The organism is Allomuricauda sp. TY007 (assembly GCF_010468565.1).
Classification (GTDB): domain Bacteria; phylum Bacteroidota; class Bacteroidia; order Flavobacteriales; family Flavobacteriaceae; genus Flagellimonas.
In genome coordinates, this window is record NZ_WUEG01000015.1 from 1 (window position 1) to 14,761 (window position 14,761).

The 14,761-nt window shown below is 41.8% G+C and carries 5 protein-coding genes; 1 reads left to right on the forward strand and 4 read right to left on the reverse strand.

Annotated elements, in window-relative coordinates; all coding sequences use genetic code 11:
• From GO009_RS14855 to GO009_RS14870, 4 genes are all read right to left on the reverse strand, one after another.
• On the reverse strand, positions 1–8,247 hold an 8,247-nt coding region (locus GO009_RS14855), incomplete at its 3' end, for a PKD domain-containing protein (RefSeq protein ID WP_239057483.1).
• Positions 8,248–8,631: 384 nt separating this feature from the next.
• Positions 8,632–9,495 carry a beta-1,6-N-acetylglucosaminyltransferase gene (locus GO009_RS14860; protein ID WP_163627274.1) on the reverse strand — a complete coding sequence of 288 codons (864 nt, stop codon included), beginning with the start codon at positions 9,493–9,495 and terminating at the stop codon, positions 8,632–8,634.
• An 82-nt stretch (positions 9,496–9,577) separates the two neighbouring features.
• On the reverse strand, positions 9,578–11,965 hold the full coding sequence (locus GO009_RS14865) for a polysaccharide biosynthesis tyrosine autokinase (RefSeq protein ID WP_163627276.1): 2,388 nt from the start codon (positions 11,963–11,965) through the stop codon (positions 9,578–9,580).
• Positions 11,966–11,988: 23 nt separating this feature from the next.
• Complete coding sequence (locus GO009_RS14870) at positions 11,989–12,762, reverse strand: polysaccharide biosynthesis/export family protein (protein WP_163627278.1); 774 nt, start codon at positions 12,760–12,762, stop codon at positions 11,989–11,991.
• A gap of 530 nt (positions 12,763–13,292) precedes the next feature.
• On the opposite strand from GO009_RS14870, the gene GO009_RS14875 reads away from it, so the two are divergent.
• Positions 13,293–14,696, forward strand: coding sequence for a nucleotide sugar dehydrogenase (locus GO009_RS14875; protein ID WP_163627280.1), 1,404 nt, complete (start codon positions 13,293–13,295; stop codon positions 14,694–14,696).
• Positions 14,697–14,761 lie beyond the last annotated feature (65 nt).

Below are 14,761 nucleotides of genomic sequence, written 5' to 3' on the forward strand. Positions count from 1 at the left end.
ATCGTCTAGAGAGTTGCCTCCCATAAAGTTCACTTCTAACGGTGCGTTTCCGCTTTCTGGCGTAGCGAAAATCACTGCCTCTGGAGCTTGGTTTTCCGCTGCTTCTGTAACCACAATCTGTATGGTTGCAGAATCCGACAATCCAGCTTCATCGGTTACGGTCAAGGTGGCATCGTAGGTCCCTGCATTTTCAAATGTCAGTGTTGGATTCATTTGATCTGACGTTCTGCCGTCGCTGAATTCCCAGAAATAGGTATCGATGCCAACATCATCCCTTGATCCTCCTGCGTTAAATGTAACAGGGAGTGGCGCTTCACCCTCGGTTGGATTTGCACTTGCTACCGCCTCTGGGGCTTCATTGCCCCCAACTTGGGTTACTTGTATAAGTACAGATGCTGTAGCCGTTGCTCCTTCATTATCTGTTACCGTAAGTTCAGCAGTATAGTTGCCCGGGTCTGTATATGTATGTACCGGGTCCGCCTCAGTTGAGTTTGAGCCATCTCCAAAGTCCCATGCATAGGTATCAACTGCAATATTATCGGTAGACTCACTTCCAGTAAAGGATACTTCCAATGGTGCTTCACCTGCGTCTGGGGACCCTGTCGCTACGGCTACAGGGTCTTGGTTTGTCACTGTTATGGTCACCGTATCGGTTCCTGCCAATCCCCCTCCATCGGTTACGGTCAATACCACATCATAAACCCCTGTTGTGTTAAAGGTATATGTTGGATTTTGTTCTGTTGATGTGCCTCCATCTCCAAAGTCCCAAGCGTAGGTAATTATACCCACATCATCTGAAGAATCGCTTCCTGTAAAATCAACCTGCAAGGGCGCCGTTCCAGATTCTTGAGAGGCCAAAGCTTCTGCTATAGGAGCATCATTGGGCTGGTTCACCGTAATGGTAACTTCGGCCGTATCGGTCAGTCCTTCAATATCTGTAACGGTCAGTACCGCGGTATAAATTCCTGCAGTGGTATATAAATGCGTTGGGTCTGGTTCAGTAGAAGAGTTACTGTCTCCAAAATCCCATGAATAACTTTCAATTACACCTAAATCATCGGTTGATGTACTTCCAGAGAAAACTACTTCCAAAGGGGCCTCACCTTCAGTAATATCTGCTAATGCTTCTGCTTTTGGTGGCACCCCTGTACCTGTTACATCAATGGTGATACTTTTGGTATCAGTATTTCCATCAATGTCCCCAACTGTCAAGTCCACTGTATAAATTCCTATTTCGGTAAATTCATAGGTAGGGTCAGGTTGTGTTGATATGGAACCAGGACCATCCTTAAAGTCCCAAGAATAGCTGGTCACACCTACATCATCCAAGGAATTACTTCCTGTAAAGTTCACCGTTAATGGTACAGTACCGCTTGTAATATCTGCTTGTGGTACTGCTATAAGATCTCCAGACTCACCAATGTACCATAAGAAATCAACGGTTTCATTGCCTACCGGGTCGCCATTATCCGTAACTGTTACCGAAACTTCGTAAGGTAATTCTTGGGCAGCTCCCGGACCACTGGAACCAACGCCCTGTGAAGATTCCGGTGCATTGTCCAAATCTGAAGTAGTATACCCCTCACTTACCAAATGTAAAGCAATACGATCAATCAAGTGGCCATCGGATCTTGAGGAAATTTCCATAGTATACGTACCGGGTGCATTAAACTCAACAAAAACCGGATGTGGATCATTGTCACTCACAAATGAGTTCCAGTTCCAATCTAAGGTGTTGGCATAAATTTTAAACCAACCATTGGATCCTACACCTTCAGGATTAGGCGTTTTACCACTACCATATGGGTAAACGATTCCGCCTCCACTTTTCTCTCCATAAAAATCATCCGCATCGGGAAAACGCAGCCAGGCATCGTTATGTTCCGTCGATGGATTTGCAGGGGGAGGGGCAATAATCCCAATGTTGTTGCGCCATTGAAACCTGTATTTACCCGGGGTTGAAATCTTAATTTGTGCTGTTATGGTTCCATTACCGGGAATATTAAGACTTTCAACGTTATTAAATAAATAACCCGACCCCGTAAATCCGGCCTCATCGGTTTCAATGTCCCAGTTGGAATTGATGTCCAAATTTTCTGCCTCAATAATCACCAATCCATTTTCCGCCACGTATGCATCGCTGCCGTTATCAACAACACCGTCATCGATGGTACCGGAAATCATCCCGGTATTTTCGTCTATGGCCAAGTTCGGTGGTAATCCTGTAGCACTGTACGAAGTTACATTGGGGCTTGTAGCCTCAATCTGAAGTGATACAGCATCTCCTTCGTAATTGTACTGGTCTCCTGGGTTGGCCACACCAAAAGTGGCGTCCGGGTTATTGGTCAATGCAATACTTGCCGTATTTGAATTGCCATAGTTAATGGTCAGAATTGCGGTCCTGTCCGGACCGGTGCCCGAGAGGGTTACACTCAGCGTACGCGTTTCATTCGGATTCAAAAGCATATTTTCCAGTTCTCCGGAATCGATACTAAAATCAGTAGCATCTGCTCCTGTAATTTCCATAGATTTTACAAAGATTCCCACATTCCCATCAATTAAGGAAAGGTCGACATCCACGGTCTCTCCATCAGCAATCACTACGGTGTTTGGAACGGACAATGTACTGCCAATACTAGGTGTTCCCACTGGATTATCTTCTCCCAAATACTCCATGTTCTTTTGGTTTCCTCCACCTCTACCTGGTGCTCCGGCCAATATATGCACCCCTGGTCCGGATACGATGGCCTGTGTTCCATGTCTCTCATAGTTCATATCGGGCAATCTTTTCCAAGACGAAGTAACAGGATCATATTCCTCTGTGACCTTTAAAGCGTCATCCGTAAGAACTCCATACACTTCTTCATCTTGTACCTCTCCACCAATAACAACCAATTTGTTGTTAAAGTTAACAGCGGAAGCACCTCCACGCGGGGTGGGAATGTCCTGTCCACTTGGCAATGTACTCCAGGTTTCTGCTGTAAAATCGTACACATCCACCTGTGGAACGGTAGGCCTCCAAGTGGTTTCTCCCCCGGATTGTCTACCAGAAGTAACATATAACTTATCACCAATAACCACCGCATTAAAGTGGTCTCTTGCTATGGGCGCGTCTGCCAACGGGGTCCAGACCCCCGTAGCCGGGTCATATTCGTCAAACCATTCCACATAGCCTCCTGCATGACCGTCCGTGTTTCCTCCTACGATATAAAATTTATCATTGTAGACCGCCAAACCTGTAGAACCACGTCTTCTATTTTCAGGAATCTCAGGACCCTGTATCCATTCTTGAGCTTTAGGATCAAACATCCAAATATAGTCGGTTGGTACCTCATTGGGAAATTTATTATCTCGGAATGCACCTATAACCCAAATCAGTCCTTGATATTCTGTTGCTTGGAAATGATTGAATTCATATCGTGCTGGTGGATCTGTTTTGGGGTCAATAGGCGTACTGTCCGTGATTGAACTCCATGAATCCGAAGTGTAATCATAAATATCTATAGTGGTTGCATTTTCTCGTCCACCCATTAGGTAAAACTTATCTCCGGCCTGCACAAATGAGTTCTCGTGACGTGCTGTGTAGTTTTCGTTCTCATCTTTATCATTCCACAAGTATTGTGAATCAATAGTCCAAGTAAACACTTGTGTCACAGGTGCAGAAAAAGGTTTCATGGCCGTTACCGCTACGGTATGAACACCATCGTTATTAGGCCCTCCATTGGCCGCGGCCACTGTTATGCTTCCTGAGATCTCACCTGTTAAAGGGTTGATGGAGATCCCATCTGGATGACCGGACATGTAATAAGTAACATCCTCAGCAGGGTCTCCACCAGAAGCCGATGCGTTTAAATTCACCGTGTTGGTTATCTCATTGATTTGTTCAGGAATACCATTAAGGGCCAATGGGTTTGAAGGATTGTCCGCATAAACTTCTATGGCATTTACCAATGGATTTTCGGTTACATGCCCGAAGGAAATGTTCAATTCTCCATCTGATACAGTTATTGGATAGGATAACATGCCACCAACCTGATGTCCAAATGTTTCTATTATATCAAAATCGTTTTCAACCACAACTCCCTCAAGAAGTATATCGAATTCACGATCACCAATGACATTTGAGCCTTCAAAACTATTGCCTAGAAATAAATTGACAACGTACTCACCATTTTCGACAGCGAATGTATACTCCATTTCATCTCCTGTATCAGCGTCATAGCGTTCTTCTGCAAAAATAGCATCAAAAGTAGCCTGATTAATATAAGCTGGAATTGAACTGTCCTTATTTTCAAAGGTTATTCCTCCAAAATCCGCAATTACCCCTGTATTTACAAAATAATTTTCTCCAGATTGTTCTCCCTCAGATGCATTGTTCTCCCAATTTGGGCCAATATCTGTGGTAATAATGGCCGCTCCACCAGCATTGATTCTAAAAGCAGATCGTTCAATTATACTCCAAACAAATTCAATCTGTACTTGGTCACTGGATATTCCATCGTTGTCATCAACAGTGATGGCTACGTTGTAAGGGCTACCCGCAAAGGCATTCTCATCTATAGAGCCATATATTTGGCCATTGGTGGGTTCGATATCAACACCGGGTGGCAAGCCTGTTGCTGAGAAATTAAGGTTTCCGTCACCACCTGAGGCATACAAGGCAAAATTTCCATCAACATCATCGCCTGCAAAACTCAATTGGTCTGCAATTCCATTCACGTAGATGGGTGTATCTGAATCTGAAGCATCCAGTATCTCAATACCATTTATTAGTGGATTCTCTTGAAGCCCATGTAAGAACTCAATATCTAAATTGCCATCGCTAACTTTAACAATATGACTGATTACAATGCCCACATTGTGTCCATAAGTTCCAGACAGATCTAAATTATTGAGCAAGGGCATTATATTTCCTTCTATTGCCACATCGAAAATTCGTTCTCCTGCATCAGATGTTCCATCGAAACCATTGCCCATGTATAAACGGACCTCATAATTACCTGGTTGTGGTGATACAGGGAAAGAATATGCCATATTGGGATTACCTGGCACGTTATCGAATCGTTCCGAGGCATAAATATCCAAAGGTGTCGTAGTTGTATTTACAGAACCATCAGTAGTTGTTATTGTTCCTCCAAACGTGCTGTTACTTCCTGCGGCTGCCAAATACATTGAATTATTAACATCGGTGTCCTCTGCCCAATCAATATCGCCATCAATGCTAGATAACAAAGGTCCCCCAGTATTTACTCTATATAAAATAGGTGGTGTTTCAGTAACTGTAACAGTAAATGTTTCATCCACGGTATTACCGTCTTGGTCCTCTGCTCTAATAGTAATGTTGGATAGTTCGGCAGTAGAAGGAAAGGAAAGTGTCAAAATATTATCAGTAACAAGGGCTTCAATCGCAGGATTAGTATTATTTTCAACCGTATAAGTAAGATTGGCTGCTCCATTGTCATCATCAAAATAAACATCCAGATTGATATTTTCATCAACAGAATCTATCAATTTTTCAAAATCCGGTATGCTTTGAGCCACCGTTGGAGCTTCAGGTTTTACGTATAAGAATTCCCATGTACCTTCCAATTCAAACCCGGGTGCATTCGATGTCCCGATGACCCCAACAGCCAAATCCGAAGTTGTTTGTTGTATGGCATCCAAAATAGACCCCTCAGCTGTAATAATGCCTAATGTCGCTCTAGAACCATCATCTAATTGGTATTGTAGTGTAACATCTCCCGAAACCGCATCTACAACAAAGAAAAAGTCAATATTTGAACTTGGCCTGTTTGACACAGGTATATTAAAAAATATTGGGGGTTGGGCAACATCCTCTATTTCTTGTTGGGCAACAAGACCCGAAGGAGTGGCCACAAATTTTATATAATTGCTCTGTGTTCCGTCCCCAATGTAGTAACCTATCTCTCCGTTTGGTGCGTTGGCATTGGTGTACAATTGATTTTGGGTTATGTCAAACCCCCTAATTTCACCATATACTGTAAAGCCTCCTATAGACTGATCGGTTTGGATTCCATATTGGAACGCTTTTTCTTGATTGTTGCTGGACTCGAATGCGGTTCCATCTGTCATTTGCATGGTCAAGGCCCCAATCGCACCGCCTAACAAATCGTCAGGATTTGGACCTGGTTTATCCAACCAATCCAGCCAGTTGTTTCCAGTATCGCCGTTGTTCATCAAACCTGTCATTCCCAGACCTAAATAACCACCAAGACCAGTGTCTGAATATAAATCGTTGGTAACAGGCAACTCAAAAGCATCACTTCCACCTACATCGGGGTTACCTAGTTGGAACGGGTCATTGGCATCCAGGATACCATCTGCATCATCATCATCATCATTGAGGTCAGAGATTGAATCATTATCAAAGTCATTTGGTTGTGAACCTCCATTGCAGGGATCGGTACCATTGTCTTCTTCATCTTGATTGGTAAAGCCATCATAATCGTAATCAGCATTGGCGTCATACTCGGGGTCACTGGAATCCAAACAAGCTACAAAATCTTGTGGCTCCAAAACGACAATGCCCCCACTATCAGTATTAAAAAGGCCTACCCATATAGTTCCTGGAAAAGGGTCAAAGTCACTATTGCAAGTTATCCCCAATGCGTTGGTGGCTCCTCCAGCACTTAAACCAGAACCCCAAGATTCCTCAAGTTGATTTAAGGTACCATCTGGGTTCAAAACAACTCTATGCAAAATACCACCATTCTTTCCTACAATAAGATTCCCTTTATAAAAATCATCACCATTACTGGCAGTATATTCATCAATACCGTTGGAGTTTCTTGGAAAAATTGCAATAGGGGCATCGTCCGGTCCATCATCCAGATTGGGTACCGTTGGTCCTCGCCAATCACCTTCGACTGGATTTGCCACCTCAACTGGCGGCCAATCCGCAGGAAGGGCAATGGAAGGATCGTCCGTATAACCCGCTTGTGGGTTTGAGGGATCATAAATCAATGTCCTGTACGTAGCATTATTTGGATTCGAATCAGGAGAAGTCAAAAGACCTGAACCAGTTGGGTTTGCCCGAGTTGGGTTAGGGTGCCCTCCATAAAATGTGTTGAATGTATAATTTTGAATATCCAAGGTTATCAACTCCAAATGATCTTCGTTGTCCATACCCTCACCATTCTCAGTGTTGGTTGCTATATCTCCACCTGGCTCTCCAGGACGATAGGCATTGGTCACATTTGCTGTTCCTTCATTTTCCGGAAGTCCGCCCCAGCCTTCATTGGCTCCATTGTCAGTAACGTATAGAGCGCCACTTTCGGTGACCACCAAATCGTATGAATTACGATACCCTGGTGACAAAATCTTTACGGGACCATCAGCTACGACTTTAGCCTGGTTTAATCCATCATTACCCCCAAATGGATCATTCACATCAATACCATTATATCCTTGGGCACTTGGATCGTTAACACCGTTTGCATTGGCCCTTGTCGGGTCATCCAATGTGGGTAAATCATATTTGTATTTTCTGCCATTATCGAACTTGTCCGTCATGGCTTCTATTACAGTTAAATCTATTGCCAATATGGCCGCTGAAAGTGCATATTCTCCTAGCAAAGCAAAGTTTACGGAGGGAGACCCACCATTGGCATTACCCCCTTGTGCCACAATAAGATAATCCGTGCCTCCAATGGTCACAAACTCCAAGCCGTTGGTCGCATGATTTTCTTCAGAACGCGGAAGTCCTCTTACCAGGTCTACCACATCCCAAGAACTGCCGTTCCAACTCAATCTTGTAATTACGCCTGAGTTGGTGTCCAAACCTGTGTCTCCTTGACCTGTAGTGGCTCCACCAACTCTAATATCACTGGAAGCCACGTAAATAACCGGATTTGTTGCTGTTCCTGCAACAGCCAATCCTGTAGTTTCTCTTTGAGTAATGGAGTTGTTGGAACCATCATCGTTGTGGTTCTGGATTCCTTGGACACCAGTTAAAGTTTCCATGGAAGTTACCTTGTAGTCATTCGGACCGTCACGTTGTATGGTCATAACATGAACCAGACCTGTATATTCGGTAGCATAAAGTCTTCCATCTGGGCCATACGTCAACGAGGTAATCCCTGAAGTAAATGTTCCTTTGCCATTAAGGTCCAATGCACTTTGAGGAAAACTCAATTGGGCATGCACATCAGCATAAAAAATACTGGATAAAAAAAGAAAAGCTCCTATGGAAACTTTGAGTAAATAAGAAAAGTAATTTTTTTTCATGGTATTGATATAGTTCATAGCAATTTGGCCAGAATTCTTTCTAACAATCAAAAATAATAGAATAGCCCCCCTCCCTTTAATAAGAGCGTTTTTATTCGATTAAACCAAATGCTTTATCGTTAAATGACCATGTAACCGCAATGGGTGGGGCTTTGCTTTTTTTTGGAGAAAAAATAAACAGAAGAAATGTGCGGTTTGTCCAACTCAAAAAAGTAAAAAACGCTGAATAAACTTTTAAAAACAAGCCTATTCAGGTTGGTTTTCGGACATGGTAAATTAGCCCGGAATGCAAATACCCCAAGCTTATTTGACCAAGCTATCATAAACCTTAACCTTGTTATTTTAAGTAAAGGTTATTCATTACCAAATTTTCAAAACAAGGTTTTATTGAATCTTTTCCAGTATTCTATCAATTACCTCCGGGTCTTTGTTCATTGAAAATTTTCGGCTGAACAATGCCTTTGAAGCCATAAGCTCATCAAACTCATCAATGGTCCATGTGTAGGGTTTCCCCCGGTCCCAATCAATCAATCGGGCATAACTCATGGATTTGGAGTGGCTATCTTTAAATTCTGAGTTCATCAAAAGAGTTTGCATAAAAACCTCATCGTTAAAAAAACCATTGTCAAAGTTCTCTGCAATAAATTGTTCTTTGCCCACGACGTATTTTGCAAAATCGTTTGTAATGCTAAACCAAGCCTGTCCCCAATAAAAATCCTTTAAGCTACTGTTCCTAAACCTGTTGATGAACAAACAGGTTTGCAGCAATGCAAATGGATAACGGAGTGATCTGGACCACTTTCTGGGCAACCTTTTGTTTATATTGATAAAGTGATAGTATTTATAGCGGCTGGCTATTTTCCAGTTTTTTACCTTGGTAACTGACAAAAATTGTCGCCCCTTGTGTTTTTCAAAGAAATCATGAATGTAATCCTGGCTCTTGATGGGCAGGTCCACTCCGGAAATCAAGTGATAATAGGCATAATTTTTTTGGACGGCCGCCTTCAACAATCTCAATTCACAATCGATTTGACTATAACCGGACCAATAAATCGGTTTTCTTTCGATAAAAAAAACATTGGAATATTTACATTGATCTTTTAGGTCGTCCTCGGATATGGCATCAAATTTTTGGTCCAAATGAAGATAAATGTCATTACGCTCATCATCCAAACAACCTAACAGTTTGCATAGCAATTCGGGTTCGTTATGGGCCATGACAAGGTAAGCATGTTTCCTATTTTCCATTGTAAACTAAGGTGATTTTAATTTTGGTTGCCCAATTGGCAGACTTGTTTTCTTATAATTTTTATTGTTTTGATGGGAACGGCTAAAACTTCCACCATTTTTTACTTTGGGCGCCATAGCCGTATCCATATTTTCCACCATAGCCCAGTTCCGATGCTTTTACGCCATTCACCACAAAGGCCAGGTTATTTAATTTCCCTTCTTTTCGGAGCTTAAGCGGGAACTCTATATCGCCTATGCTCGATTGGCCCGCTCTCGTTACATAAACCAAAAGGTCGGCGTGTTCGCTTATAAGGAGTGTATCCGTAACCGGCATCATTGGTGCGGTATCGACTATGACATAATCATAAACTTGGGAAACTGTGTCCATAAGGTGTCCAAATCTATTATTCATAAGTAATTCGGAAGGGTTTGGAAATGTTTTGCCCGAATGGATAACATCTATTTTGTTCTCGTTCACCTCGGTGCTATTGGTTATATCCTTCAAACCGAGGGAGTCATCAAACAAATAATCCGTCAACCCTGCACTCCTTGTAAAACCTGACCTCTTGTTTTTAACATTTTCCTTTCCATCGCTGAAAAACATATAAAACTTCGGGTTTCGAATATCTGCCCCGACCAATAAGACTTTTTTGCCCGTACTGGATAAGATCAAGGCAAGGTTGGTGGAGAAAAAGGTCTTTCCTTCTGTTGGAAGACTGGAACTGACATAAATTATATTTTTTCTGGCATTGCCGCCCTTCAGTTCCGTTTTAAGCAAATAATCCATGTTGGTCCTGATAATTCGCAAGGCCTCCGATAGTACGGAGCGGTCGTCCTTTGCTACAGTTTTTATGGATTTATTCTTTAATCGGGGCAATTCTCCGATAACGGGTACCCCGGCCCCTACAACCAATTTTTCCAATGCGTGGGCACTGTGGATCTTGTCATCTATTACATCCAAGCCATAAACAATTCCGGCCGGAATTAAAATTCCCAATAAAAATGCCGCCAAATATATAATACTTTTTTTAGGCGATACCGGAAACTTACTTGCAGGGAAGGCCCTATCAACGACCTTTGAATTGGGCGATGCCGAAGCATATGCAATCTGGGCCTCTTCCCTTTTTTGCAATAAATACAGGTAGAGGCCCTCCACCGTTTGCTGCTTTCGGGTAATCTCCCGTAATGCCCTTTCGTTCCTTGGAGCGGAATATATTTTTGAGTTGATGGTGGCCAACTGTGAACTAAGGTTGTTTACCCTTAGGTTCAAATTATTGGTCATACTGTTCAAACTGGATTGCATGCTCTTTTTCAGGTTCTCCAACTGTTCGTCTATGTTGACGATAACGGGGTTCTTTTCATTGGAACTCTTCAATAGGCGCTCACGTTCCAAAACCAGTTGATTGTACCTTGCAGTTGTGCTGGTTATCGAAGCATCGGCCAATCCAATGTTAGAGGGAAGAATGCCGTACCCCTCTTGACTCTCAAGTTCATCACTCACGCTGTTGGCTATTTGCAATTGAATCTGTGCATTCTGCAATTCTTGCTGATTTGCCGCACTTACATTTAAATTGATATTGGATTGTGATTGGATATCCGTAAGCCCCCTATCCGATTTAAAATCTTGTGCACTTTGGTCCGCTTCCGATAAGTCGCTGTAAATATCCGCAATTCTGTCATCTATAAATTCAGCAGTTCGGTCGGCAATTGCCTTTTTGTCATTTTTTCCATTGAGGTTATAGATATGTATCAACTCGTTCAAAAAATCCATGGCCTTCTCCTGTACGGCATTTTGGATGCTCAAATTTATTATTGAGGAGTATTCATCGGCAATACTGGCCCCAAGCGCATTTTGGTAGCTTGAGGTAACATCGCTTACGGGGGAAAGCACTATTTTCAATGTTTCCCCAATATAGGGTTTCAACTTTTTGCTTTCTTGTGGAAGGATTGTTATTTTACCTCGATTTGTAGTGATTTCCTCACCAAAAGTTCTGTTTTGCTGTTCTTCGTTCTCTTCTGTCCAGTACAAAAAGTTGGTTTGGGACTGTGGAATGATATAACAACTGAATTGTACGTCCCTTTTAATGGAATCTATCGAAATTTTCACAGGTACATTACCATAAACTTCGGAATTTTTCACCCTGCCCACATGCATCACTTTTTTATCGAGCCCCAGATTTATGACCACCTGTCTAACATTGGTTCGGGAACGCATCACCTCAATTTCATCCTCGACCTTTTTTGATCCTCCGGGCAATAAGTTCAAATCACTGAAAAGGCTGAGTTCCGAAGGGGAACTTTTTTCTTCAATGATTTGAATGGTAGCGTTGGCCCGATATTGTGGTGTAGCATATCTCAGATGTAGATACGCTATACCAATAGCTATAATTACAGAGAAAATAAACCAATATTTGTACTTCAGATATTTCTCCAGCTCTCTTTTAAAATTGTTTTTTTGAATCTTTGAGTACAGATTGGATTGTTCCATTTAATCGGAAATTTTATTTTAAATTAATTCCTAGTCAATAAGACTACAGCAGAAGTTATCAGAACTGATATGATGGACACTGCAATACTCGCCCTATTATCCAAAGCACTGGAAGTAATAGCGGATTTATTGGGTTCCACATAAACAACATCGTTTTGTGTTAAATAGTACACAGGGGATTCCGCTGCACTGTTGCTGGTCAAGTCAATTCGGTAATACACTTTTGTCCCATCGAACTCCCTAACCACCAAAACATTCTTTCGCATTCCTTTAATGGTCATATCTCCGGCCAACCCCAAGGCTTCAAAAATTGTGATTTGCTCTCCATTGACCACGTATGTCCCGGGGCGCTTTACCTCCCCAAGTACTGTAACGGTAAAGTTTTTTAATCTGATATTGATAATGGGATCTTTTAGATAATCCGCTAAATGTTCTGTCAGATTAACACGCAACTCTTCGGGGGTAAGTCCAACTACCTTGACCTTACCAACAACCGGAAAATCAATTTCGCCTTCTTTGTCCACCAAATAATCTACCTGCTCTGGCCTAATGCCACCTTCCTGTGTTCCCCTAAAAAGGTTGAACGGTGCACTGGCTTCTGGGTCAAGGGTGGAAACATAAATGCTGATCAGATCATCCACTTTGAACCGAGTAGTGGATTTACTTTCCTTTACCTGCGTTTCCAGACCGGATAAGGCAGCATTTTGAAAATAAACCACATCCTCTTTGGATGCACAGGATCCTAGAAAAATTATGGTAATTAAAAAAATTACTATGTTTCGAGCTTGGAATTTCATTGTTGAATATTTTGGTTAGATGAACTTAAATCGTTTTAAAGCGAAATATAGAATAACTTTGGCTGCCAAAGAAACCTATTTTTACACAAATTAGGGGTACGGCCATCAACAGCGGATAATGCACCCGTATTTAAGCCGCTCTTGGCAAAACCATTATTTAATAAGTATTTACTTTTATTTGAACAAAACATCTATTTATGTATTGACATAATATTAAAGGATAGTTCGAGTTTTAATAAAACATAAAATCGCGACTAAAAGTATATCAGTCTTCCACAAACCTCTTTTTATATTCGTTTAAGCTTATGAAAAATCGTTCAACCGAACTAATTTACCTTTTTATCTTTGTGATTCCATTTTATCGTCTGACAGAATTTTTCCTTGCACAATAAATAATCATACCAAAAATAAATGACCGATTAAATGCAATCACTATTATTCCCTTTCATCCAAAAAAAGGTGACTTGGTCTAAAATCAAGTGCAAGTCTCATATTTTTTTTACCATCTTTGAATTCAACAAAAATTAAGCATGAAAAAAATCAAGAATATTTGCTGTATTGGAGCCGGTTATGTTGGCGGCCCCACTATGTCTGTAATTGCCTCTAAATGTCCTGAAATAACGGTAAATGTAGTCGATATAAACCAAAAAAGAATAGATCTTTGGAACCATGAAGATTTGGATAAGCTTCCCATTTACGAACCTGGCTTAAAAGAAGTTGTAGGAAAGGCCAGAGGGAAAAATTTGTTCTTCTCGACCGAGGTGGACCGCGCCATAGATGAGGCCGATATGATCTTCATCTCCGTGAATACACCAACAAAAACATACGGTAAGGGCAAAGGCCAAGCGGCTGACCTAAAATATATTGAACTATGTGCCCGAAACATAGCAAAAGTGGCCGTTAACGATAAAATTGTGGTTGAAAAATCCACACTTCCTGTTCGGACAGCAGAAACACTGAAAAGTATTTTGGAGAATACGGGCAACAATGTGAATTTTGAAATATTATCCAACCCCGAATTCCTCGCAGAAGGGACCGCCATTGATGACCTACTTGATGCGGACCGTATATTGATAGGTGGGGCGGATACCCCATCGGGGCAAGAAGCCAAGGATGCCTTAAGCTGGGTGTACGAGCACTGGCTGCCCAAAGAGCGTATTTTACAGACCAATGTTTGGTCTTCCGAACTCTCCAAACTTGTGGCCAATGCTTTTTTGGCACAACGTGTCTCTTCCATCAATTCAATTTCGGCACTTTGTGAAAGAACAGATGCCAATGTTGCCGAAGTATCGAAGGCAATTGGATACGATTCTAGAATTGGGTCTCGGTTTTTGAATTCCTCCGTTGGTTTTGGGGGATCTTGTTTTCAAAAAGATATCTTGAACTTGGTTTACATTGCCAAAAGCTTTGGTTTGCAAGAAGTTGCCGATTATTGGGAGCAGGTGATCATAATGAACGATTACCAAAAAAGACGTTTTGCGGACAATATTATTTCCACCCTTTACAATACTGTTTCGGGCAAAAAAATAGCTTTCTATGGTTGGGCCTTTAAAAAAGATACCAACGATACCCGCGAATCTGCAGCCATATATGTGGCCGATGCTCTTTTGGAAGAAAATGCAAATATTGTGGTGTACGACCCAAAGGTATCCAAAGAAACCATTTATGCCGATCTGGAATACCTCGGAAACAAATCAAGGGAGGAAATCGAAAAATTGGTAACCGTTGTAAACAACCCTATCGAAGCTGCAAAAGATGCCCACGCCATTGCCGTGTTAACCGAATGGGACGAATTTAAGGAGTACGATTGGCAAGCCATACACGATTTCATGCTCAAGCCAGCCTTTGTTTTTGATGGGCGAAGAATTTTAGACCACAAAAAAATGGAGGCTCTGGGCTTTAAATTCTACAAAATTGGACAAAACGGAAGCTAACCATAGGGTTTAGCATCCAGTTATGTGCTACACGTACTATATGGCCACACGCTTTTTATTCAGAA

What these genes read in the sequence shown, in the direction of transcription:
- GO009_RS14870 (WP_163627278.1), bottom strand. Translation starts at nt 12,762, where the DNA reads ATGAAATTCCAAGCTCGAAACATAGTAATTTTTTTAATTACCATAATT.
- GO009_RS14875 (WP_163627280.1), top strand. Translation starts at nt 13,293, where the DNA reads ATGAAAAAAATCAAGAATATTTGCTGTATTGGAGCCGGTTATGTTGGC.
- GO009_RS14865 (WP_163627276.1), bottom strand. Translation starts at nt 11,965, where the DNA reads ATGGAACAATCCAATCTGTACTCAAAGATTCAAAAAAACAATTTTAAA.
- GO009_RS14860 (WP_163627274.1), bottom strand. Translation starts at nt 9,495, where the DNA reads ATGGAAAATAGGAAACATGCTTACCTTGTCATGGCCCATAACGAACCC.